Genomic DNA, 22551 nt, shown 5'->3' with positions numbered 1-22551 from the left:
AAATCAATATCCTCTAAAAAATAGGGAACACAGTGCTTGTGCTCCCTAAAAAAGCCCCAGAGAGCTTTTCAAACATTATTTTTTCACTTGGCTCATAACTTCTTCAGCAAAGTTGTCTTGACGCTTTTCGATGCCTTCGCCCACTTCATAGCGAACATAAGTTTGAACGCTTGCGTTTTTCGCAGCTACTACTTGTTTCACTTTTTCATCTGGGTTTTTAACGAATGCTTGGTCAAGTAAGCAAATTTCTTCGAAGAATTTGTTTAGACGGCCTTCTACCATTTTAGCTACGATGTTTTCAGGCTTTCCTTCTTGAAGCGCTTGCTGTGTTAATACTTCGCGCTCACGGTTTGCTTCTTCTTCTGACACTTGGTCACGAGAAATGTATTTAGGGTTTACAGCAGCAACGTGCATTGCAATGTCTCTTGCAAGCTCTTCGTCAGTTGTTCCGTTAAGAACAGCTAAAACACCGATGCGTCCGCCCATGTGTAAGTAAGAACCGAATGCTGCGTTATCTTCTTTCGTGATAACAGAGAAACGACGTAGAGTGATTTTCTCTCCGATTTTCGCAATTGCAGATGTGATATGCTCTTCAACTGTTGAACCGTTTTCCATTTTAGAAGCATGAGCTTCTTCAATTGTTGCAGGTTTAGCAGCAAGCAAATGATCAGCAAGTTCGTTAAGAAGTGATTGGAATCCTTCGTTTTTCGCAACGAAATCAGTCTCAGAGTTCACTTCTAGGATCACGCCTGTGTTGCCGTCAGTTTTGATAAGAGTTAATCCTTCTGCAGCGATACGGTCTGCTTTTTTCGCAGCTTTTGCAATTCCTTTTTCTCTTAGAAGATCGATTGCTTTGTCGATGTCACCATCAGTTTCTGTTAACGCTTTTTTACAGTCCATCATACCTGCACCAGTTTTTTGACGCAGTTCTTTAACTAATTGAGCAGTAATAGCCATTTTACATTTCCTCCTTCTATGTTAAAACACGGATTACTAGGTGAAAAAAAGGTGATAAAAGGCATTTCCCTCTTATCACCTTTTGAATAGGTTACGCAGTTGTTGTTTCAGTTTCTGTCGTTTCTTCTACAACAGCTTCTTCTTCGCCTTGTTTAGACTCAAGAATCGCATCTGCCATTTTAGCAGTTAGAAGTTTTACAGCACGGATTGCATCATCGTTTGCAGGGATCACAACATCAATTTCGTCTGGATCACAGTTTGTGTCAACGATACCGATGATTGGGATATTCAATTTACGAGCTTCTGCAACTGCAATACGCTCTTTACGAGGGTCGATAATGAAAAGTGCATCCGGAAGACCTTTCATGTCTTTGATTCCGCCTAGGAATTTTTCAAGACGCTCTAATTCTTTTTTCAGTTGAACGACTTCTTTCTTAGGAAGAACATCGAATGTACCGTTTTCTTGCATTTTTTCAATATCTTTTAAACGTTTGATACGTTTTTGGATTGTTTCAAAGTTTGTTAAAGTTCCACCAAGCCAGCGTTGGTTCACATAGAACATACCAGAACGGATTGCTTCTTCTTTCACTGAATCTTGTGCTTGCTTTTTCGTACCAACGAAAAGGATTTTTCCTCCGTCAGCAGCAAGGTTTTTCGTGAAGTTGTAAGCTTCCTCTACTTTTTTCACCGTTTTTTGAAGATCGATGATGTAGATACCGTTACGCTCTGTAAAGATGTAACGCTTCATTTTTGGGTTCCAACGGCGTGTTTGGTGACCGAAGTGAACACCAGCTTCTAGCAATTGTTTCATAGAAATAACTGACATTTTGTTGCCTCCTAATATAATGGTTTTTTTTCCTCCGCTCAAGTCATGTTCACATAAAACTGCGCCACGGCAGCACCTTCATATGAATCATTAAGCGTGTGTATTTAACACCAAGAAATAATATAACACATGATGGACTGACAATCAAGAATCCTTTACAGCTTTCCGCTAAATTTTAATAAAAGCTCGATTTCTGTCTTGCCAGTTTTCAGTTCTTTCGCTATTTCTTCTAGCGAATGCCCTTTGTCATATAAGGTCTTCACTTGGTCCTCGAATGTTTCTTCTATTTCACTTTCAGAAGGCACAGAAGCTTCTGATTCAAGATGTGGAACGGGTTCGTTTACCTTCTCTTCCTGCACTTCAACTTCACTAAGGAGAGCTGACAAGTGCTCTGGTACTGGATCTTCACTTTCTACCGATTGCTGGGATTCAATTGGTGGTTGTGGCTGCTTTGGTGTCTGAAAATCCGATTTCAGCTCTTCAGCAGAAAAATCAGGGGAAGCGGCTGCCACTTTTGATAGTTTGTCATTCTCTTCTTTGACTTCCATCAAAAATGCAGCCAGGGTATTTTCCGTTTCTTCTAGAAGTTCTCGCTGCTTTTGTTCAGTTGCCTTCAGCGAATTCATTCTCGTATATAAAATGATCACAAAATAAATAAGTGCAGCATGAAGCATGAAGCTAATCAGCCATAACATATTTTTTCACTCACTAACTCTTTAAGATTGAATGGCTTTATCAAGCAGATGCTTAAGCTTGAACAATGCCTTTGAATGAATTTGCGAAATGCGCGAGGTCGATAAATTGAGCACGTGACCGATTTCCGTTAACGTCAGTTCCTCTTTATAGAAAAGACTGATCACGAGCTTTTCTTTTTCCGATAGCTCGGTCATTTTTTCAGCAAGCTGTTCTATTAATTCATCTTTCAGCATCTTCTCTTCAGGTGTCACTGTTTTCTCGTCGCGAATCATGACTTGGACGTTTTCACCGTCTTCTTGATCATGCAGCTTCTCGTCGATTGAAAGCAGATTCGCAAAGAAACCTTCATTCATTGTTGTGACAACATCCTGTTCACTCAAGCCAAGTTCCTCTGCCACTTCTGTCGGCGTCACATTTCGTAAATAGCGCTGTTCAAGCTTTTCAATAGCCGCTTCTACTTTTTTTGTTTTTTCTCTTGATGTACGAGGCAGCCAGTCCTCTTTACGAAGACCGTCGATGATGGCCCCGCGGATTCTGAAGGATGCATATGTATCAAACTTCAGATCTCTTCCGGGGTCAAATTTTTCAAGGGCATCATATAAACCGAGCATCCCTAGACTGATCAAGTCTTCTTTATGCACTGACTTCGGGAGTCCGATGGAAATTCTTCCAACATGATATGTGACGAGCGGCATATAGCGGCGCATAAGATCATCTCCAGCAGCTGGGTCCTTCCACTCTTTCCATCTAGCCCATAGCGCCTGATCTTCGTAATTTAAGGATTGCATCTTTCTCCCCCTATACTTCCTTAGTTATATCTTCATAATGCCTTGCTTCACAGTGCGGATCTCAAGCTCTGTCGTAAGCGGGTCAAATTCAATCGTACGGCCATTGCTCCCGCCCGTATCCTCACTAATGATCGGGATGCGATAAAGAGACAGATGTTCTTTAACAGCTGATACGTTTCTAGGTCCAATTCTCATTAGATCATTGGTTGACTTAAACTTAAACATTTCTGCGCCGCCAGCAAGTTTTGCCTTTAGCGCATGTTTGCGTGCTCCTTCTTTAAGAAGCAGATCAATTGTATGCTTGACACCTGTATCTGCATATTTAGCCAAGTTCTCCACTGCCCCTTTTGCAAGGGATGAGTCTGGAAGCATGACATGGACAAGACCTGCCAGTTTTTTTTCTTGATCAAACAGAACAAGCCCTACACAAGAACCAAGTCCGGATGTCCGAATACGGTCCGGTGTTTTCACAAGCTGAACATCCGCTATACCAACCTTTACAACTGCCGGAATCTGAACGTTCATTACAGGTTACCTAATGCTTTGAATAGTTTTTCAAACGATTCAAAGTCTGGTAATAGAAACATATTTCCTTTCAGCTCTTGCTTATTTTGATCATCAAAAATCGATGTATCAATCACAATTGCCTGATCCCCTAGAGGGCTGAATTGCATCAATCCTTCACTAATGACAGCCCCAAACATATCGAGCGTAACATCTGGTACACTTGGGTGAAGCTGCAATTTTGTTAAATCGGCAAGGGCTGATAAATAAGAGCCTGCTAAAATATTTCCCAGCTCGTGTAGTGCTGACGTCCCCATCACATGCTCGTGAATGGTATCAATATCAAATGCCGGATCCTGTACAAGCTCTCTTACAAATTGCTCTGCTTGCTCAAAGGGCATAATGAAAAAGATAGAGCCAGATAAATCTCCTTCCATTCGCAGGAAAATGCTTGCAACTGGGAGGTCTGCACCGCCAAAGAAATCCATTAATTCTTCAAACGAGAGAACCTTGACAAACGGAACAGCCATATCTATTTTGCGATCCAATAGGCTGGCAAGAGCAGACGCGGCGTGGCCTGCTCCAATATTCCCAACCTCTCTTAATACATCCAGCTGTTCATCTTTTATTTCATTGAAAATGCTCATTTCACATCCTCCTTAATGAACAGGTGCATCTTGAACGCTCTTGTCGAGGACAGCACCAGGATGAATGATATTAAATAGACGCTGATCATGCTTAATGATACCTGTCACCCATGATTGCCCTTCTTTTTCAGCTAAATCAGGAGAAGATTCTACTTCTTCCTGATGGACTGTAATGACATCATTCGCTTCATCAACAATCCAGCCGACTTCAATGTCACCAACTTGTACAATAATCATTCTCGTTTCATCTGTAATGTCGTTGTCAGTTGATCCAAGTCTGACTCTAAGGTCGATGACAGGTGTCACGACACCGCGCAGATTAATAACACCGCATATATAAGGGGCAACGCCAGGGACTCTTGTCGGCTGCTGCCATTTTTCAATGGACTTTACTTCTGATACTGAAATGGCGTATTCTTTTTTGTTTACGATAAACACAATCATCTTTTCGCCAGTTTTGATATCTGTACTCATTTCAGACCGCTCCTCTATTGTTTTTTACTTGATCAGTGCATTACAGTCAACGATGAGTGCAACTTGACCGTCGCCTAGGATTGTTGCGCCTGAGATCGCAAACACGTTTGGCAGGTAATCTCCTAGTGATTTCAATACAACCTCTTGCTGACCAATAAATGAATCGACCACAAATGCTGTCAGCTTATCTCCTTTACGAACAACGATGATGTGCAGTTCTTCCTCTAATTCATTCGCATTTGGTACGTGGAATTGTTTCTTCAAGTACACGACCGGTACGATAAATCCGCGGAAATCAATCACTTCATGATCATGCGTTTGAAGGATGTCGCTTTTCTTAATGACAGCCGTTTCAATAATAGAAGAAATCGGAATCGCAAATGTTTCCTCTTCCAGTTTCACAAGAAGAACGGAAATAATTGATAATGTAAGCGGAAGCTGGATCGAGAATAGTGAGCCCTGTCCTTCTGTTGAGTTGATGCTCACAGATCCGCCTAATGATTCCAGCTTGTTTTTCACAACGTCAAGGCCTACACCGCGGCCTGAGATGTCAGAAATCGTATCAGCTGTAGAGAATCCTGCTGCAAAGATCAATGAATCAACTTGATGATCTTCAAGCGTTTCCGCTTCTCTTTCAGTAATAACCCCGCGCTCTAATGCTTTTTCAAGCACTTTCTTACGGTTAATTCCGCCGCCATCATCTTCTACTTCAATGAAGACATGGTTTCCGCTATGATACGCCTTTAATAGAACGGTACCTTTTTCTGGCTTGCCTTTTTTCACACGTTCTTCTGGCGATTCAATTCCGTGATCTAGACTGTTTCTAAGTAAGTGTAAGAGCGGATCTCCAATCTCGTCGATGACTGTACGATCAAGCTCTGTCTCAGCACCTTCAATGATCAATTCAATTTTCTTATTAAGCTCTTTTGTCAATTGACGAATCATACGCGGGAATCTGTTAAACACTGTTTCCACAGGGACCATTCTCATGTTCAGGATGATCGATTGCAGGTCTCCAGAAATACGTGTCATTCTTTCAACAGTGTCTGTGAGTTCATTATTTTCTAATTCTTTGGCAATCTGTTCTAAACGGCCTCTGTCAATCACCAGTTCTTCAAATAGATTCATTAGAGAATCGAGACGGTCGATGTTGACTCGAATCGTTTTTGTTCCGCCGGCAGCTGCACCGTTATTACCATTTGCTTTTGGCGCATCGCTTGCTGGTGCTTTCGCAGCAGGCACGGAGACTTCTTCTTTTTCCTGTTCAGGTTTTGCCTCTTGTTTTTCAGCTGGAGCCGCTTCTTCAAATGCAGAGACTTCTGAGATCTCAACATGTTCAACTTCTGAGATCGCCATTACGATTTTTTTCACTTCGTCCATCGGTTGTTTAGATAAATAAGAAATGCTGAATTCAGATTCGAAATCTTCTGATTCTAAAAGTTCTGCATTTGGAACTGTTTTGACGACCTCACCTGCTTCGTTCAGTCTTTCAAAGATCATATAGACTCGAACGGCTTTTAATAAGCATGCGTCACTTAATGTCACATTGAGTTCATAACATTTAAAGCCTTGTTCCCTCGCTTCATCAAGCACTGTTCGTTCAAATTCGTTATAGTCTAAGTCGTTAGCAGCATCCGCTGATACATCCGCTGTCTCAACACTAGGAGCTGCCTCAGCATGGCTTCCTGTCACATCTAGCTTTTTACTAACCTCTGTGACATCGCGTTTCCCATCTCCGCCTTCTGCAATTGATTGAACCATTGCTTCAAGGTGATCGAGTGCTTCAAACATTGTGTCCATTGACTCAGGTGTGACAATCATTTGTTCATTTCGAATGGCATCAAACATGTTTTCTAAATGATGCGTGAGCTGAGCCATATCAGCGTAGCCCATCGTTGCACTCATGCCTTTCAATGTGTGAGCCGCTCTGAATATATCATTCACTAGCTGCAAGTCGGTTGGGTTCTTTTCTAAATCAAGAAGTTTTTCATTACAAGCTTGTAAGTGTTCTCTGCTTTCATCTAAAAAGATATCTAAGTATTGGTTTACATCCAACGTGTTCACGCCCTCTCTTTTTTCATGGAGCTTATAATTGCATGTGCGATGTCATCCACATGCCTTGTTTCATGTGCAAGGCCTGCTTTAATGACTGATTTAGGCATTCCGAAAACAACACATGATTCTTCTTTTTCTGCAATGACTTTCGTATGACCGCTTGCGACCATTTTTTTGACACCTTCTGTGCCGTCACTACCCATGCCTGTCATAATGACAGCAATTTTCTCGTAACCCTTTATATTGCTGATGGATTCAAATAAATAGTTAACAGAAGGTTTGTGCCGGCTTTCCGTGTCCTCTGGAGACAGCCTGATAACTAAGGACGCCCCTTGTTCATGAAGTGACATATTCATTCCACCAGGAGCTATGTAAGCCACTCCATTTTTAGCGATGTCTCCATCTTGTGCTTCTTTAATCGAAATTTGAGATAAATGGTCTAACCTAGTAGCAAGTGACGCCGTAAATCCTGCCGGCATATGTTGCACAATCAAAATGGGTGCTTCTATGTCCTTGGGTAGCTTCGTGACGACTCGTTGAAGTGCCCTTGGCCCACCCGTTGATGTTCCGATTGAAATAATCTTTCGGAGTGAGCCGCTTTTTACTGCTTGCGGGCGAGGGGCAGCCACTGGACTTGGCGGCTTCATCACCGGCTTAGGAGAAACCTGCACTTCAGTTCGTTTCCTTGACAGCCCTGCCGCAAGCACCCGCTCTACAATTTGACCTCTTACTTTGTGCAAATCGAGGGAAATACTTCCTGAAGGCTTTGTCACAAAGTCAAAAGCACCAAGTTCTAAGCAATGGATGGTTAAATCTTTCCCTTGCTTTGTCTGGCTTGACACCATAATCACGGCAAGGTCGTGTTCAGCCAGAATTTGTTTTAATGCTTCTGTTCCATTTAAAACAGGCATTTCCACATCTAGCGTGACAACATCTGGATTCAGTTCCTTGATCCGTTTTAAGGCATCTTCCCCATTTCGCGCCGTTCCGACGACTTCTATTTCTTGCTCAGCACTTAGGAAATCACTTATGAGCTTTCGCATAAAGGCCGAATCATCTACTACAAGCACTCTAATCATGAGTCCACCTTCCTCCTTTTAAAAAAAGAGGACAACTTATCTATAAACGTATGCTGCTCTCTCTGTGCCTCTCTGATCTGCTGTTGATAAAGTGTTTCTGCCAGCATCTTGATGGTTTTACTTAGCCTTGAATGAGGCTGCTTGATATAAAATGGAATTTGTTCAGCCACTGCTTTAGGAACCGCAGGATCATCCGGCACAGCACCAGCAAATACTAGCTTTCTGTGTAGAAATGATGTGACCACTCCTGCTAATTTCCGGTAGGTTTCAGACCCTTCTGACGGGGTTTTACAACGGTTGACAATGATTTGCACAGATTGTTCAAACTGATGAATAGCTAAGTGTTTAATTGCGCTGTAAGCATCCATGATCGATGTTGGTTCTGGCGTTGTCACAACCACAACTTCTCCTGCTGATAAAACAAAAGGCAGTTGATCTTTTGACAAGCCAGCACCCATATCAAAGAAGATACAATCAAAGTCGTGCATCATTCTTTCCATTTCCTCTAGAAAGAACGACCATTGATCTTTATCTAAAGAAAACAGCTTTTCAAGTCCGCTTCCGCCAGAAATGTAATAAAGGTTGTTCGTTCCTTGTGTCATAGCTGCTTGGAAGGATTTCTTCCTGACAAGAACATCTAATATTGAGCTAGTCGATGTTTTTCCTAGTAAAATATCAATATTCCCCATACCAAAATCAAGGTCGATGACTAACACTCGCTTGCCTGCATTTGCGATAGACAGTGCCATATTCAGCGTCAAATTCGATTTTCCTACCCCGCCTTTACCGCTCATGACAGCAATGGTTTTTGCCTGTCCGCTTATACCAAGAGGAGCTGGTGTGATCGTTTGATTCTGCTGAACGAGCTTTCTTAAACCTTCCGCTTGGTCGGGTTTCATCATTGTAAGACCATCCTTGTTAATTCAAGAGGAGAGCCCTCAAGAATATCCTCAGGTACATTTTGACCATTTGTTAAAAAGCCAAGTCCGATTTGAGAGTCTGCAATGATTTGAAAGATCGTTCCCATCGTGTCTGTTTCATCTACCTTTGTAAAAATGAATTGGTCGATTGGAACGTGTTCAAATCGTTTAACCATGGCTTTCATGTCCTGATACTTCGAGGTCGCACTCATCACTAGGAAACTTTGAATGCTTTCATCAAATGGAATAATGTCTGTCAGCTCTTTGATATACACTTCTTCTTTAAAGTTACGCCCCGCTGTGTCTACGAAAATATGATCATACTCTTTAAAGGTCTCTTGAGCTTTCACAAAATCCTCTCTCGAATAACAAACCTCTAGCGGTGCATTCAGCAGTTCCGCATATGTTTTCAGTTGTTCGATGGCTGCAATTCGGTACGTATCTGTTGTAATAAAAGCGATTTTCTTTTGCTTCTGAATGGCAGTTTTGGCAGCCAGCTTTGCAATCGTTGTTGTTTTACCAGCCCCAGTTGAACCAAACAGCACAATGTATTTTGAACGAATCATCGGCTCATCAGGGGTGTGAGCCGGCAGCATATCTGTCAGCAGTTGTTCAAGTTCTTTTTGAATTTGATCTTCCTTGACAGCCCCCTTCGTTAAAAGACCTTTTAGGCATTCGTCTCGAATGGCATCATCAAGACCTTGATCCTTAAGCTTTTGATCGATTGCCATGAGCGGATCAGGCAGAATACCAGCATGCCGCTCATTCCTCGCATATTCTAAAGGCTGAGCATGAGAAGGTACTGGTTTCACTGCCTCAGGAGCAAGGGATGGCTCTTCAGGCCGGTGATGAATGTACTCCTTTTTCGGAAATACTGGAAGAGGAGGCGCCGGATGTACACCTTCACCCGCTCTTTCTTCAAAATCTTGATCCAGCACAGCTATTACTTCAACCATTTGCTGTTTCTTTAAACCGAATAGCTTTCGTTTAACAACGGTTTTGGAATTTAAAATGACGGCATCTTTCCCAAGCTGCTGCCTAATTTGAATCGTTGCCTCCTGCATAGAATTCGCTGTGATTTTTTTCATTTTCATTAGATATCCACCACTCCGATGCTCTGTACTTCCACATTTGCTTCTAGTTCGTTATAAGATAGTACCGGTAAATCCGGGAAATATCTTTCTAACAGCTGCTTGACGTACATTCTTATAGGAGGTGAGCACAATAGAACCGGCGTTTCCTGACGAAGCGAAAGCTGTTCAATTTCTCTCGCCACTGATTGAATCACACTTTCAGAGGATTCTGGATCTAACGATAAGTAGTTGCCATGCTCTGTCTGCTGTACGCTGTCAGCAATCACCTTTTCCACTCGGCCTGAGCATGTCACGACTTTCAATGATTCATTGTCTCTTGCATATTGTGCGGTAATCTGTCTTGCCAGCGCCTGTCTGACATACTCTGTTAACAAATCTGTATCTGTCGTTAATTTTCCGTAGTCTGCAAGCGTTTCAAAAATGGTGACAAGATTTCGAATAGAAACCTTTTCTTTCAGCAGTTTTGCCAATACTTTTTGAATATCACCAACTGCTAGTGGATTTGGCGTCACCTCATCCACTAAGACAGGATAACTTTCTTTCAGATGATCGATTAATTGCTTCGTTTCTTGGCGTCCGAGCAGTTCGTGTGTGTTTTGTCTAATCTTCTCTGTGATGTGAGTAGACACAACAGATGCAGGATCTACAACCGTATAGCCAAGCATCTCAGCCTGATCTTTTTCTGCTTCTGAAATCCATTTAGCCGGAAGTCCAAAGGATGGCTCGATTGTTTCAATCCCTTCAATCGGATCATCATCAGGTGTTGGGGACATCGCTAAGTAGTGATCAAGCAGCAGCTCACCTTTTGCCACTTCGTTCCCTTTTATTTTGAGCCGATACTCATTTGGGTTAAGTGCAATGTTGTCTCGAATTCGGACAACTGGAATGACAAGACCTAATTCGAGGGCAAGCTGCCTTCGGATCATCACAATTCGGTCTAACAGGTCACCGCCTTGATTTGCATCGGCGAGCGGAATCAGGCCGTAGCCAAATTCAAATTCAATGGCATCCATTTGCAGAAGGTGAATGACACTTTCTGGACTTTTCATCTCTTCTACCTCTGCCTGTTCCTCCAGTACCTCTTCGATTTCTTCTTGATCTTGTTTGTTTTTCGACATCAAGTATGCGCCGAGGGCAAGTAAACCTGCGATCGGCGCTGTCAAAAGTACGCCGATTGGAGTAAACAACCCAAGAAGGAAGATCGTGCCTGCTGTGACGTAAAGCATAGCTGGGAATGCAAACAGCTGTTCAGTGATATCTGAACCAAGGTTCCCATTAGAAGCAGCCCTTGTGACGACAATCCCTGTCGCTGTTGAAATGAGAAGTGCAGGAATTTGTGAAACAATCCCGTCTCCTACCGTTAATAGTGTAAAGTGGGAAGCTGATTCTTGAATCGACATTCCTTGCTGAAGCATCCCAATAATAATGCCAAAAATAATATTAATAATAACGATGATAATCCCTGCGATGGCATCCCCTTTAACGAACTTACTTGCACCATCCATCGCACCGTAAAAGTCTGCTTCTCTCGCTACTTTTTCACGGCGGTTTCTTGCTTCACTTTCTGTCAGCATCCCTGCATTTAAATCTGCATCAATACTCATTTGTTTCCCTGGCATCGCATCGAGGGTAAATCTTGCCGCAACCTCAGATACACGCTCAGCCCCTTTGGTGATAACAACAAACTGAATGATGATCAGAATAAGGAAGACCACCAGACCCACGAGTACATTTCCTCCAACAACAAATGAACCAAACGTTTCTACAACCTTTCCAGCGTCTCCAGTTGATAGGATAGATCGTGTTGTAGAGATGTTAAGCCCTAAGCGAAATAGCGTTAAGAGCAAAAGCAATGATGGAAATATTGAAAATTGCAGTGGTTCTTGCATGTTCATTGTGGTGAGAAGCACGATAAGCGCAAGAGAAATATTAATAATGATTAAAATACTTAATAGAACGGGCGGAAACGGTATGACCAGCATCGCCACAATTAAAATAACACTGAATAAAACAGATAAATCTCTTGCTGACATGCCTGTTCTCTCCTTTTAAAACCAAAAATTCATAAAATCTTTTGTTTCGTTTTATATACGTAAGCTAAAATTTCGGCGATTGCCTTAAAGTATTCCTCTGGCACCGCTTGGTCGATGTCGACCTGATCATAGAGTGCACGAGCGAGCGGCCGGTTTTCTACGGTCATGATATCGTGCTCTTTCGCAATCGTTCTAATTTTCAAAGCCAAAATATCTATTCCCTTAGCCACAACAAAGGGCGCGTCCATCTTTTCTTCGTCATATTTCAAAGCAATTGCATAGTGAGTTGGGTTTGTAATGATGACGTCCGCTTTTGGGACTTCCTGCATCATCCGTCTCATGGCCATTTCCCGCTGACGCTGTTTAATCTTTGATTTTATGAGCGGGTCACCCTCTGATTTTTTATACTCATCTTTGATGTCTTGTTTGGACATCCGTAAGTTTTTTTCATAATCAAATTTCTGATACATATAATCAAGCCCTGCTAAAACCATGAGCGCACCTGCTGCATATAGACCCATAATTAAGGTCATATTTGCGACGAAATGAAGGGTTTCCTCTGCTGTTAATAAAGGAAGCCGCAGAATTTCGTCAAAGTGCATCCAAAGTGCAATAAATGTCGCAAAACCAACAAAGCCAATTTTCAAAATGGATTTTAATAGCTCTACGAGGGCTCGAATACTGTATATCCGTTTAAACCCTTTAATAGGATCTAGCTTTTCTAATTTCGGTTTGATGACTTCTGTTGAAAAGAGAACGCCGACTTGTAAATAGTTACTGATGACGCCTGCCAGCATACCAACACCAAGGATTGGCATGAGAAGGAGCCCTGTTTCCTGAAGCAATTCCACGAACAGTTGATGAATATTAGATGTGCTAACCTTCATTAGCATGGTTGTTGAATAAAAACGTTCAATGAGCGCAATAATACGCTCTTTCATAAAAGGCCCAATAAAAAAGAATGATAAAAAGATTAATAGAAATGAGATGGCTGTATTGACGTCGGTACTTTTGGCAACCTGACCTTTTTTACGTGAATCCTGTCTCTTTTTCGGGGTTGCTTTTTCTGTTTTTTCACCTGCGAAAAATTGCAAGTCTAGTCTAAGCCTTATCATCATGACGAACCACCGACCAATGCTAAGAAATTCCTCATGGTAAGTACAATCGTATCAAATGTATTTTGGACTACACCGAAGATGACACCCATACAAATGATGATCATAATAAAACTCACACCCATTTTAATAGGAAGTCCGACAACAAAAACGTTCATCTGCGGAACTGTTCGTGCCACAATGCCCAGTGCCAAATCGACCAAAAACAAGCTGGCGACAACCGGTGCTGAAATTTGAAAGGCAATGATGAACATTTGGTTGAAGCTCTTTGCAATAAAGTAAGCAAAGGATTCACTGCCGAAATTCAGTGCGTACTGATCAACTGCAATATATTGAAAGCTGTAATAGATTCCATCAAGCAGCAGGTGGTGTGCATTGGTTGCCAGCATCAATAGCAATGTGACCGTATAAAAAAACTGCCCCATCAGCGGCGTTTGCGCCCCTGTTTGTGGATCAATCACATTGGCGATCGCAAAGCCCATTTGAAAATCAATAAATGAACCGGCAATTTGAACAGCGGACACCATGATATATGCAATCAGGCCAAGCAGAAGTCCGACCATTGCTTCTTTCACCGCAAGCATCATATAAAGACCGTCTATGTCGAGTGCTGGCGGTTCCTTAATCGTGCTAAAACTAATCACGGCTAAAAACAGTGAGAATCCAACTCTGTGTACAGCTGGGATCGTTCTATGCGCTAAAAGCGGTACTGTCACAAAAAAAGCGGTGATCCGAATAAAAACTAACAGAAAAGCAGGGAATAATTCTATGATTGACATCGCTGGTTAACCTGCAAATCGATCTAAATTCGAGAACAGCTCTGTCGTAAAGGACACAATGGTTGACAGCATCCATGGACCAAACACAACAAGCCCGATAAGAACTGCAACAATTTTAGGAATGAACGCAAGCGTCTGTTCTTGAATTTGGGTTGTCGCCTGAAACACACTGACAATCAGTCCCACAATAAGAGCGAGCGCTAGAAGCGGCCCACTGACAAGCAATACTACATACACTGATCTTTCAGCCATCGTAATGACAAATTCTGAACTCATGTTTTAAGCACCTACTCTAAAAGCTTTGCAGCAAAGATTTAACAATCAAATACCATCCATCGACTAAAACAAATAACAATATTTTGAAAGGGAGCGATATCATAACCGGAGGAAGCATCATCATTCCCATTGACATCAGGACACTTGCGACCACCATGTCAATAATTAAAAATGGAATAAAGATCATGAAACCAATTTGAAATGCCGTCTTTAATTCTGAAATGGCAAAAGCGGGTACCATCGCCGTTAACGGAATATCTTTTATCGATTCAGGTGTATCCATTTTTGCGTAACTAAGAAATAAAGCCAAATCCTTCTGTCTCGTATGTTTACTCATAAACTCTTTAATCGGCACTTCGGCTTTTTCATATGCCTGATTGAGCGTAATGTCATCATTTAAAAGCGGCGTCAGTGCCTCTTTATTAATCTCTGAGAACGTGGGTGCCATGATAAAAAATGTGAGAAACAAAGCAAGCCCTACAAGCACTTGGTTTGGCGGCATTGAGTTGGTTGCAAGTGACGTTCTAACGAATGAAAGAACAATCACAATTCGTGTAAAACATGTCATTAAAATGAGAATGCCTGGTGCAACCGAAAATACGGTTAAAAGTAAAAGAAGACGGACAGACGTGCTAATATTCCCTGCACCGCTGGAATTAAATAAATCGATAAACTCATTCATTTTGTTTCGGGCCTTTCTTTCTAACTTCTGATTGGGTCTTTTTCAATTCGGCTAGCTGCGCCTTCAAATTGGCTGAAAAAGAAGAAGTGGTGGGCTGATCCTGTTTCTTTACCTGCGATGTGAATTTTTGAACGATTTTTGGTAAATCTGTTTTGCTTTCCATCGCTTCTTCATATTGTTTCACGATCGCTTCACATTCTTGTTCATCATCAATTTCTTTTAGCAGCTGGATTGAGTCCGCTACACCGACTACTAATACTCGTTTGCCCACTTTGATAAGCTGGACTGAACGGTTTTGGCCAACCGTCGTTCCGCCAATATTTTCAACATAGCGAAATGGTTTGAGTAAGCGGTTTTGCTTACCAACAAATCTCACCAATCCATATATGAGCAGGATGACAAAAAGTAAAGCACCAATCATTTTGACAAAATCCATAATGGAGACAGAAGAAGAGGGAACTTCTTCTGCCGGATTCGTTTGATTGTCAGTGGTTGTCTTTTCTGTATCCTTTTTGCTGCCTTTCTCTTCTTTGATCCAGTCATTCACTGTGCCATTTTCAGGATCTTTCGTTTCAGCAAACAGTGAGGCGGGCTGCATCGTCAAGAAAAGCATAAAACTGATCATTGCTATACATATCAAACGTTTTTTCAACAAGTCTTACACCCTTTTTTAGCCTAACGTTTTATTAATTGCTTCAAGTACACGGTCTGCCTGGAACGGCTTCACGATAAAGTCTTTTGCACCTGCTTGGATCGCGTCAATAACCATTGACTGCTGTCCCATTGCTGAACACATGATGATTTTTGCAGAAGCGTCGATTTGTTTAATTTCTTTTAGCGCTGTGATTCCGTCCATTTCTGGCATTGTGATATCCATTGTGACAAGATCTGGAGAAGTTTCTTTGTATTTTTCAACTGCTTGAGCGCCGTTTTCTGCTTCTCCTACTACATCAAATCCGTTTTTTACAAGAATATCCTTTATCATCATTCTCATGAATGCTGCATCATCTACGATTAATACCTTAGTAGCCATTTACTTATTCTCTCCCTATATGTTTGTTTATTTTAAATTAGAAAGTCTTTCTGACTGACTTAAAATATCAGTCACACGAACACCAAAGTTCTCATCAATGACAACGACTTCTCCTTTGGCGACGATTCGTTTGTTCACCAGAATGTCGACTGGCTCCCCAGCAAGTTTGTCCAGTTCAATGATACTTCCAGCTGAAAGCTCAAGGACTTCTTTTACACTGCGCTGAGTTCTTCCAAGTTCCACCGTAATAGAAAGCGGAATATCCATCAGCATATCAAGATTTCCAAGGTGGTTTGTTGTATGCTGAGGCTCACTGAACGCTTCAAATTCAACAGGCGCTACATTTACAGGTGCTGCCGGCTTTGGCTTCGCCTGTCTTTTCGGCGGAGCTGCTTGCTGCGCTGGTGCAGACTGCGTTTGCGGAGCTGCCTGCTGAGATTCAGGTGTGCTCACTTGCGTGTCTTGAACCGGCTCTTCCTCTTGCGTAGAGTCTGTTAATTCTGCGATTAAATCCTTCGCAAATGTAATAGGATAAAGCTGCATAATATTTGAATCAATGAGTTCACCTATTTTTAATCTGAAGGACACTTTGACAAGCATTTCTTCAGCTGGAATACGGTCTGTTCCTTCTCCTTCTTTCACATCAAGTAATTCGACGCGAGGCGGAGAAATATCAATCTTTTTATTAAAGACCGTCGACATGGATGTCGCAGCAGAACCCATCATTTGGTTCATCGCTTCCTGCACTGCACTTAAGTGAATCTCGCTTAAAGAAGGGTCAGCATTTGTCCCGTCTCCGCCCATCATTAAGTCCGCAATGACTGCTGCATCTGTTTGCTGGACGACAAGCAGGTTACTTGCACTGAAGCCTTCTGTATAGTTCACTTCAATAGCGACATATGGATGAGGGAATTCCTCATTCAGCTTGCTCTTTTGAATCACTGTGACGGTTGGAGTTGTAATCTCCACTTTTTGATTTAATAGGGTTGAAAGTGCTGTTGCAGAGCTACCGAATGAAATGTTTCCGATTTCTCCAATGGCATCTTGTTCCATTGCAGAAAGGATTGTATCAGGCTCTATATCGTCATTGCTGCCTCCTTTAAGGAGCGCATCGATTTCATCTTGTGATAATTTACTTCCGTTATTCTCCATCTTCTTCACCTCTTATGTCGTGATCTAGAATTTGAATCGCCTGTTTCCGATTCACGCGGCCGGCCTGTCCCAAGAATTTCGGTTTATTTCCGACCATAACAGTAAGAGGCGCATTTACTGGTTTGTCCAAGGCAATACAATCACCAATTTCCAAATTCAAAAACTCTTCCACCGTCATTTCCGATTCCCCTAGCTCTGCGACTACCGGTATTTTTGCCTTCATAATTCGTTTTTCAATGGCCTTTGTTTCTTGTTGTTTTGGTTCATTTCGTTCAGACTGCATCCAGTAGTGTACAGACAGCTTCGGAATAATAGGCTCTAATACAACATGAGGAATACATAGGTTAATAACCCCGCTCACCTCACCAATTTGTGTATTAAGAGAAATGACGACAACTGTTTCGTTTGGTGATACCATTTGAACAAATTGGGGATTTACCTCGAAATCTGCCATTTCAGGCTCGATGTCGGTTATGGACTGCCACGCTTCTCTGTAATTTTCCAAAGCTCCCTCAAACATGTTTGAGATAATCTTTGTTTCGATTTCTGTAAGTGATTCTGTCTTATTATGACTAATGCCAATCCCGCCCATCAGCCTGTCCATCATGGCATAGCCGATTGTTGGGTTCACTTCAAGCATGATTCTTCCTTCAAGCGGGCTGACATAAAATAAGTTTAATAATGTCATATTAGGAATCGAACGAATAAATTCTTCGTATGGTACTTGGTCAACCGAACTGACAGTAATTTGAATATATGATCTTAGCTGAGCTGAAAAGTGCGTGGTGAGCAGTCTAGCGAAGTTATCATGAATCCTTGTTAAACTTCGAATCTGGTCTTTCGAAAAGCGCAGTGCACGCTTAAAATCATACACCTTCACTTTTTTCGTCGTTTCTTCTTTTTTCAGCTCTTCTGCATCCATTTCACCAGTAGATATGGCGGATAATAATGCATCGATCTCATTCTGGGAAAGCACTTCTCCTGACATTTCTTCACCTCCATCGTGTCAATTAATCGCCTCTATTGCAGATTAAAGGAGGTTATATATACTTCTTTCACCTTGCCATCTTGCAAATAGTTATTCACTTTGTTTTTGACTAGTGTTTTAAAATGTTCTCTGCCTTTTTTGCCATCAAGTTCATCTGCATTCGTGTCTGATAAAATGTCGATTACGGCGTCTTTCACTTGAAAACTTCTTTTCTCAAGCTCTTCTTTTGCTTTTTCAGAGTCCGTTTCAATATTCAATACAAGTTTGACAGCATTTCCTTCAGACTTTAAATTGGTGATAATCTCAGGAATTTCAACAGAAGCTTTTACGACTTCATCTGCTGTTGGCTCTTTTTCAGCTTTTGCTTCGTCTGACCCATTCAGCAGAAAAATGATGCCTGCTCCTATTCCGCCGATGGCAATAATCATGATTAGCATTACTACGACTAATTTCTTCTTCATTCAAACTCCTCTATTCCTTGATTCAATGAAATGACTTGGATTTTTCTGTAGAAAGAAATGATTTTCTCTTGAAGCTGTTCTTCATCTTCTTTCACAACGAATTTCTTTCCATTGGCTAATGTAATGGTCGTGTCTGGAAAGCTTTCGATTTGCTCGATATGGAGAGCGTTCAGCATAAATCCTTTGCCATTCAATCTTGTCACTTCAATCATATTAAGCAGAGAAGCGATAAATCGCTCCCCCTACCTCCTATCGTTTCAGATTCACAAGCTCTTGAAGGATTTCATCAGATGTTGTGATCGTCTTTGCATTCGATTGGAATCCGCGCTGTGCGATAATCATTTCGGTAAACTCGTCTGTTAAATCAACGTTTGACATTTCAAGTCGACCTGTTTGGATGACGCCCGTTCCTTGTTCACCAGGTACGATAGGATTACTTGGTGCACCTGAGCTTAACGTTTGGCGATAAAGGTTGTCACCAACTTTGTCTAATCCTGCTGCGTTACTGAAAGATACAAGTGAAACCTGTCCAACATTTCTAGATACGTTGTTTTCAACAACCGAAATAGTTCCGTCTGGACCAACACTTACACTTGAAATGCCCTCTGGAATCGTTATTTTTTGTCCATTCATTCCTAGAAGGTAGTTTCCATCAGGAGTGACTAAACTTCCTTCTGAGTCCCGTTTAAAGTTACCTGTTCTGGTATAAAGAACTTCTCCTTGACTTTCAATACGGAAAAACCCATCTCCATTGATATAAAAGTCGTAAGGTTCATCTGTATTTTGAGAAGCCCCCGATGACATGATTTTATCAATAGAAGATAAAGATGATCCTAAACCTATTTGTTTTGAGTTGATTGAACCAGAGTTGTTCGTCGGTCCACCAGAACTTGCAATGGTTTGACTGACCATATCTTTAAAAGTGATACGGCTTTTTTTGTATCCGTGTGTATTGACGTTGGCTACGTTATTGGCTACAACATCTAATTTTGTTTGGAAGTTTTTCATTCCACTAATTCCTGAGTAAAGTGAGCGTAACATTTATTTTCCTCCTCGAATTACTTCGTTTTTTCTCCAACTGCTGTAACATCCCAAGGGCTGATTTTCGTTCCATCTTCCAAATACAGGAAGTATTCATTATCTATGTTTTTAACAGACTTCACAGTGCCCGATATCTCTTTATCATCCAGTTTGCCCGATACTTCTTTACCAATCCAGCCTACATACGTCGTAAACGGATCTTGGTGTGCAACAAATGTAGACATGAGCTGATTCAGCTTGGTGATAGAATCGTTCATATTGGTTTGCTGTTCTAAAGATGAAAATGTCGCAAGCTGCGTGACAAACTCACGGTCATCTAGTGGGTTTGTAGGATCTTGGTTTTGAAGCTGTGTAAGCAATATTTTCAAGAATTGATCTTTCCCAAGCGTATCCGTTTTCTTTGCTGCGTTTGAAGAAGTGTCTGCTTGTGCGGCTGTTCTATTTGTAGCATCAACTGTTGCCATTAAATCTCCTCCTCTTCTTCATCTGACCCAACAAGAGCATCCAGTACATCTTGGAATTCTGCTTCCTGTTCATCAGGCTTCTGGAAATTCTGCCCTTTTGACTGCTGCTGCTTGTTTTCTTCATTAAACTGTCCAAATAACGACTGCTCATTTGATTGAAGCGGTATATGGAAACGGTCCACTTGAACCGACATATTCGGAAGCGCCTGCTTGAGCTGCGGCAGATGGTGCTCTAACAGCTCTTTCGCTGCCTGTGTTGAAGCTGTAATTTTACTCGCATACATACCATTTTGCTTCGTCAGCTGAATCGTGATAAACCCGAGATTTTCTGGATTTAATCGAACTGTAAAGCGCCCGCTTGAGTTGCCAAATGGCGTGAATTTCATTTGCTTCCACGTATTTAGAATTTGCTGATCGACCGTTCCTGGCTTTTCATCAGTTGTTTGTGTCTGCTGAACAGGAGCTGCTGATTGTAGTTGAAAAAACTGCTTATGACCTGGCAAAAGCGTATGAGTGATCGTTTTTTCAGAAGCAGGTGCAGCAGCGCTTTGTCCTTTGACGACTTCCTTTTTGATGAGCCATTCAAGAGAAGCAGACCCTCTTGCCGGAGAAGCAAGAGTAGATTCTTGTCTTGGAGAGACCAATTCTTTCAACTCTCCTAAAGCAATTTTCAACTCTTTATCTGACCCTTTTGCATTTGCCATCATATGGTCGATTAACTGATTAAAGTGTTTCAGCTCACTTTGAGACATCGAATTTAGCTTTGGCGCTGAGCCTTGCGAGAAAAACTGCTCTTTTACTTGCTGAATTAGTTTCTCATCTACCCCATTTTTCGAAAGAAAGTGAATGAAGTCTTGACCTTTCGCTTCAATATCCTGCACTAGCTTTGCATCAAAGCTGAGCGGCTGTTGATTGAGCAGTTGATATAAGAAAAAGTGGACTTGTATGAGCTGTTCACTATGTTCAGAAGCTGGCTTATCAGCTTGATCACCGTAAATGGATGATTCCATTTTTTGAAATAACTCTTCTAGTGACTTGAGATCAGTCGAATCAAGCGTTTGACCTTGAAGTGTTTGAAGTGCTCCAAGAAGGTCTCCGTCGATCCCTTCTTCAGGTGATTGCATCCATTTTTCAATGATTTGCATGGCATCATTGATGGAAAGAGAGGCACCCGCTGTCTCGGCATTAACAAGACCGCTTTGTGCGCCTGCACCGCTAAGCAATTGTTTAAACAACCCGCGTGCAGATGCCACGCCGCTCCCTTTTAGTCCCGAAAGACCTTGAGACGATTGCTGTAAGGCTCCAATATCCAATAGCTTCACTTATTGTCCACCCCCATTTTCACTTTCTTCTTTTTTAGCAAGCTCTTTCGTAAACGTAGCTGCCTTCTGAGGTGTTAGTTTTGCTAATATGTCTGTTAGTTTATTTTTGCTCAGCTCTTCAAGGATCTTCAATGCCTCTTTATCATTTAATTCTGATAAAATTTTGGCGGATTTCCCTGCGTCCATGCTTTCATAAATGCTGGCAATCTTCCCTTTAGTTTTCTGGTTAGAGGCTGCTGCCCCATCAGAGGTTGTCCCTGCTGCGTTATTGTCTGATGTTTTGTTTGATGAGCTGCTATTTGATGAACTGTCACTCGCTGACGTGTTATTCGCATCATTTTCAGATGTTTTTTCAAGCGAATTGATTTTTTGATTCAGTCTTTTAATCTCTTCATCGCTTGTTTTTAAGTCTTTTTGTGCAATTTCAAGTTCATTTTTTTGCTCTTTAATGGTCTTCTTCAATTCTTTCAGCTCTGCATCACTTTGATCATTATGTGAAGATGACGTTTTTGAGGTGTCATCTGACCCAACCAAACTGCTGACGCCCGGAATGTTTTGGAGCGGTTTCTTTAGATCAAAACCTGCCATATAAAGGATTGTGCCAGTCACTAACACAAGCACAATCAATGGAATGATGACAATAAACAAGATCCATTGAAATTTACCGCCGCTTGATTCTTTCGTTTTTTCCTTCTTAGGCATTCATCTCGACTCCTAATGTCCTTGAAACATGAATTGGCTGATAGAGATATCATCCATTTCTTTCATTTCAATGGCCTTATGTTCAAGGGAAAACTTTTCGTACTGCTTTTCTTTCATTTTTTCAAACTTTTTAAACTCGATGTTTTTTTCAGTTAAATCAGATTGTTTTTCATTCATTTGATGGCGTTTCATGATCACAAGCTGCTGATAATGCTGAATGGTGTTATCTAAATTGGTCACAAATTGCTGATAATGACGCATTTCTTGAACACTCATACCACCTCTCAGCTTTTCTTCTTTGCTTTTTTCCATTAATTCTTTTTTACTCATATTTTCATAGAGCTTTTCAGCGACTTGCTCAAATGCCGAAACGGATTGTTGGTACGCTGCGAGTGACTTGTCTTTTTCATTTTCTTTCAATTCTAAGAGCTTTTGAAATTTGTATTGATATCTCACCGTTTTT

At 41.5% G+C, this 22551-nt stretch carries 27 protein-coding genes; all 27 read right to left on the bottom strand.

Annotated features, from left to right (window positions below):
* Positions 1-75: 75 nt before the first annotated feature.
* Positions 76-957 (bottom strand): translation elongation factor Ts, encoded by an 882-nt coding sequence (gene tsf, locus C6W21_RS03555; RefSeq protein WP_106055908.1) that lies wholly within the window; start codon positions 955-957, stop codon positions 76-78.
* Between the two features lie 91 nt (positions 958-1048).
* On the bottom strand, positions 1049-1783 hold the full coding sequence (gene rpsB / locus C6W21_RS03550; RefSeq protein ID WP_003212093.1) for a 30S ribosomal protein S2: 735 nt from the start codon (positions 1781-1783) through the stop codon (positions 1049-1051).
* Between the two features lie 155 nt (positions 1784-1938).
* Positions 1939-2478, bottom strand: a complete 540-nt coding sequence (locus C6W21_RS03545; protein ID WP_034662322.1) for a hypothetical protein — start codon at positions 2476-2478, stop codon at positions 1939-1941.
* A 21-nt stretch (positions 2479-2499) separates the two neighbouring features.
* On the bottom strand, positions 2500-3267 hold the full coding sequence (locus tag C6W21_RS03540) for a FliA/WhiG family RNA polymerase sigma factor (protein ID WP_106055907.1): 768 nt from the start codon (positions 3265-3267) through the stop codon (positions 2500-2502).
* A gap of 24 nt (positions 3268-3291) precedes the next feature.
* Positions 3292-3792 carry a chemotaxis protein CheD gene (locus C6W21_RS03535; protein WP_106049325.1) on the bottom strand — a complete coding sequence of 167 codons (501 nt, stop codon included), beginning with the start codon at positions 3790-3792 and terminating at the stop codon, positions 3292-3294.
* Positions 3792-4418, bottom strand: coding sequence for a chemotaxis protein CheC (locus tag C6W21_RS03530; RefSeq protein ID WP_034662328.1), 627 nt, complete (start codon positions 4416-4418; stop codon positions 3792-3794). Before C6W21_RS03530 ends, C6W21_RS03535 begins: the two co-directional genes overlap by 1 nt.
* Before the next feature lie 12 nt (positions 4419-4430).
* Positions 4431-4892 carry a chemotaxis protein CheW gene (locus C6W21_RS03525; RefSeq protein WP_106055906.1) on the bottom strand — a complete coding sequence of 154 codons (462 nt, stop codon included), beginning with the start codon at positions 4890-4892 and terminating at the stop codon, positions 4431-4433.
* A 24-nt stretch (positions 4893-4916) separates the two neighbouring features.
* The gene (locus tag C6W21_RS03520) at positions 4917-6947 is read right to left on the bottom strand and encodes a chemotaxis protein CheA (RefSeq protein WP_106049323.1); all 2031 of its coding nucleotides are present in this window, start codon (positions 6945-6947) and stop codon (positions 4917-4919) included.
* 5 nt (positions 6948-6952) lie between these two features.
* Positions 6953-8026: a protein-glutamate methylesterase/protein-glutamine glutaminase gene (locus C6W21_RS03515; protein ID WP_106049322.1), complete on the bottom strand. Its 1074-nt coding sequence runs from the start codon at positions 8024-8026 to the stop codon at positions 6953-6955.
* A complete protein-coding gene (locus C6W21_RS03510) occupies positions 8023-8928 on the bottom strand; it encodes a MinD/ParA family protein (protein ID WP_106049321.1) in 906 nt (301 codons plus the stop codon). Before C6W21_RS03510 ends, C6W21_RS03515 begins: the two co-directional genes overlap by 4 nt.
* The gene (flhF, locus tag C6W21_RS03505; RefSeq protein ID WP_106049320.1) at positions 8925-10040 is read right to left on the bottom strand and encodes a flagellar biosynthesis GTPase FlhF; all 1116 of its coding nucleotides are present in this window, start codon (positions 10038-10040) and stop codon (positions 8925-8927) included. Before flhF ends, C6W21_RS03510 begins: the two co-directional genes overlap by 4 nt.
* On the bottom strand, positions 10040-12073 hold the full coding sequence (flhA, locus tag C6W21_RS03500; RefSeq protein ID WP_106049319.1) for a flagellar biosynthesis protein FlhA: 2034 nt from the start codon (positions 12071-12073) through the stop codon (positions 10040-10042). Before flhA ends, flhF begins: the two co-directional genes overlap by 1 nt.
* A 29-nt stretch (positions 12074-12102) precedes the next feature.
* A complete protein-coding gene (gene flhB / locus C6W21_RS03495) occupies positions 12103-13185 on the bottom strand; it encodes a flagellar biosynthesis protein FlhB (RefSeq protein ID WP_106050197.1) in 1083 nt (360 codons plus the stop codon).
* A gap of 2 nt (positions 13186-13187) precedes the next feature.
* Entirely contained in the window at positions 13188-13967 is a 780-nt protein-coding gene (gene fliR, locus C6W21_RS03490; RefSeq protein ID WP_012009967.1) for a flagellar biosynthetic protein FliR, read from the bottom strand.
* A gap of 6 nt (positions 13968-13973) precedes the next feature.
* Entirely contained in the window at positions 13974-14243 is a 270-nt protein-coding gene (fliQ, locus tag C6W21_RS03485) for a flagellar biosynthesis protein FliQ (protein WP_003211206.1), read from the bottom strand.
* Positions 14244-14259: 16 nt separating this feature from the next.
* Positions 14260-14925, bottom strand: a complete 666-nt coding sequence (gene fliP / locus C6W21_RS03480; protein ID WP_007499580.1) for a flagellar type III secretion system pore protein FliP — start codon at positions 14923-14925, stop codon at positions 14260-14262.
* Positions 14918-15577, bottom strand: coding sequence for a flagella biosynthesis regulatory protein FliZ (fliZ, locus tag C6W21_RS03475; RefSeq protein WP_106049318.1), 660 nt, complete (start codon positions 15575-15577; stop codon positions 14918-14920). The genes fliP and fliZ overlap by 8 nt, the downstream gene beginning before the upstream one ends.
* 18 nt (positions 15578-15595) lie before the next feature.
* On the bottom strand, positions 15596-15958 hold the full coding sequence (gene cheY, locus C6W21_RS03470) for a chemotaxis protein CheY (protein ID WP_007499584.1): 363 nt from the start codon (positions 15956-15958) through the stop codon (positions 15596-15598).
* Positions 15959-15985: 27 nt separating this feature from the next.
* A complete protein-coding gene (gene fliY, locus C6W21_RS03465; RefSeq protein WP_106055905.1) occupies positions 15986-17110 on the bottom strand; it encodes a flagellar motor switch phosphatase FliY in 1125 nt (374 codons plus the stop codon).
* Positions 17100-18098 carry a flagellar motor switch protein FliM gene (gene fliM, locus C6W21_RS03460; protein ID WP_106055904.1) on the bottom strand — a complete coding sequence of 333 codons (999 nt, stop codon included), beginning with the start codon at positions 18096-18098 and terminating at the stop codon, positions 17100-17102. Before fliM ends, fliY begins: the two co-directional genes overlap by 11 nt.
* A gap of 32 nt (positions 18099-18130) precedes the next feature.
* The gene (gene fliL / locus C6W21_RS03455; RefSeq protein WP_012009964.1) at positions 18131-18559 is read right to left on the bottom strand and encodes a flagellar basal body-associated protein FliL; all 429 of its coding nucleotides are present in this window, start codon (positions 18557-18559) and stop codon (positions 18131-18133) included.
* On the bottom strand, positions 18556-18771 hold the full coding sequence (gene swrD / locus C6W21_RS03450; protein WP_008344794.1) for a swarming motility protein SwrD: 216 nt from the start codon (positions 18769-18771) through the stop codon (positions 18556-18558). Before swrD ends, fliL begins: the two co-directional genes overlap by 4 nt.
* Before the next feature lie 37 nt (positions 18772-18808).
* The gene (gene flgG / locus C6W21_RS03445) at positions 18809-19600 is read right to left on the bottom strand and encodes a flagellar basal body rod protein FlgG (RefSeq protein WP_106049315.1); all 792 of its coding nucleotides are present in this window, start codon (positions 19598-19600) and stop codon (positions 18809-18811) included.
* Positions 19601-19617: 17 nt separating this feature from the next.
* Complete coding sequence (gene flgD / locus C6W21_RS03440; protein WP_106049314.1) at positions 19618-20064, bottom strand: flagellar hook assembly protein FlgD; 447 nt, start codon at positions 20062-20064, stop codon at positions 19618-19620.
* Complete coding sequence (locus C6W21_RS03435) at positions 20064-21386, bottom strand: flagellar hook-length control protein FliK (RefSeq protein ID WP_106055903.1); 1323 nt, start codon at positions 21384-21386, stop codon at positions 20064-20066. Before C6W21_RS03435 ends, flgD begins: the two co-directional genes overlap by 1 nt.
* Positions 21387-22088 (bottom strand): MotE family protein, encoded by a 702-nt coding sequence (locus tag C6W21_RS03430; protein ID WP_106055902.1) that lies wholly within the window; start codon positions 22086-22088, stop codon positions 21387-21389.
* Positions 22089-22100: 12 nt separating this feature from the next.
* Positions 22101-22544, bottom strand: a complete 444-nt coding sequence (gene fliJ / locus C6W21_RS03425; RefSeq protein ID WP_106050196.1) for a flagellar export protein FliJ — start codon at positions 22542-22544, stop codon at positions 22101-22103.
* Positions 22545-22551 lie beyond the last annotated feature (7 nt).

Source organism: Bacillus sp. NMCN1, from assembly GCF_002998085.1.
Classification (GTDB): Bacteria; Bacillota; Bacilli; order Bacillales; family Bacillaceae; genus Bacillus.
This window is presented reverse-complemented; position numbering and strand designations above follow the sequence as displayed.

Excerpts from the sequence above, each read along its gene's own strand:
- tsf (WP_106055908.1), bottom strand. The coding sequence starts at position 957 with ATGGCTATTACTGCTCAATTAGTTAAAGAACTGCGTCAAAAAACTGGT.
- rpsB (WP_003212093.1), bottom strand. The coding sequence starts at position 1,783 with ATGTCAGTTATTTCTATGAAACAATTGCTAGAAGCTGGTGTTCACTTC.
- C6W21_RS03545 (WP_034662322.1), bottom strand. The coding sequence starts at position 2,478 with ATGTTATGGCTGATTAGCTTCATGCTTCATGCTGCACTTATTTATTTT.
- C6W21_RS03540 (WP_106055907.1), bottom strand. The coding sequence starts at position 3,267 with ATGCAATCCTTAAATTACGAAGATCAGGCGCTATGGGCTAGATGGAAA.
- C6W21_RS03535 (WP_106049325.1), bottom strand. The coding sequence starts at position 3,792 with ATGAACGTTCAGATTCCGGCAGTTGTAAAGGTTGGTATAGCGGATGTT.
- C6W21_RS03530 (WP_034662328.1), bottom strand. The coding sequence starts at position 4,418 with ATGAGCATTTTCAATGAAATAAAAGATGAACAGCTGGATGTATTAAGA.
- C6W21_RS03525 (WP_106055906.1), bottom strand. The coding sequence starts at position 4,892 with ATGAGTACAGATATCAAAACTGGCGAAAAGATGATTGTGTTTATCGTA.
- C6W21_RS03515 (WP_106049322.1), bottom strand. The coding sequence starts at position 8,026 with ATGATTAGAGTGCTTGTAGTAGATGATTCGGCCTTTATGCGAAAGCTC.
- C6W21_RS03510 (WP_106049321.1), bottom strand. The coding sequence starts at position 8,928 with ATGATGAAACCCGACCAAGCGGAAGGTTTAAGAAAGCTCGTTCAGCAG.
- flhF (WP_106049320.1), bottom strand. The coding sequence starts at position 10,040 with ATGAAAATGAAAAAAATCACAGCGAATTCTATGCAGGAGGCAACGATT.
- flhA (WP_106049319.1), bottom strand. The coding sequence starts at position 12,073 with ATGTCAGCAAGAGATTTATCTGTTTTATTCAGTGTTATTTTAATTGTG.
- fliR (WP_012009967.1), bottom strand. The coding sequence starts at position 13,967 with ATGTCAATCATAGAATTATTCCCTGCTTTTCTGTTAGTTTTTATTCGG.
- fliQ (WP_003211206.1), bottom strand. The coding sequence starts at position 14,243 with ATGAGTTCAGAATTTGTCATTACGATGGCTGAAAGATCAGTGTATGTA.
- fliP (WP_007499580.1), bottom strand. The coding sequence starts at position 14,925 with ATGAATGAGTTTATCGATTTATTTAATTCCAGCGGTGCAGGGAATATT.
- cheY (WP_007499584.1), bottom strand. The coding sequence starts at position 15,958 with ATGGCTACTAAGGTATTAATCGTAGATGATGCAGCATTCATGAGAATG.
- fliY (WP_106055905.1), bottom strand. The coding sequence starts at position 17,110 with ATGGAGAATAACGGAAGTAAATTATCACAAGATGAAATCGATGCGCTC.
- fliM (WP_106055904.1), bottom strand. The coding sequence starts at position 18,098 with ATGTCAGGAGAAGTGCTTTCCCAGAATGAGATCGATGCATTATTATCC.
- fliL (WP_012009964.1), bottom strand. The coding sequence starts at position 18,559 with ATGAAGAAGAAATTAGTCGTAGTAATGCTAATCATGATTATTGCCATC.
- swrD (WP_008344794.1), bottom strand. The coding sequence starts at position 18,771 with ATGATTGAAGTGACAAGATTGAATGGCAAAGGATTTATGCTGAACGCT.
- flgG (WP_106049315.1), bottom strand. The coding sequence starts at position 19,600 with ATGTTACGCTCACTTTACTCAGGAATTAGTGGAATGAAAAACTTCCAA.
- flgD (WP_106049314.1), bottom strand. The coding sequence starts at position 20,064 with ATGGCAACAGTTGATGCTACAAATAGAACAGCCGCACAAGCAGACACT.
- C6W21_RS03430 (WP_106055902.1), bottom strand. The coding sequence starts at position 22,088 with ATGCCTAAGAAGGAAAAAACGAAAGAATCAAGCGGCGGTAAATTTCAA.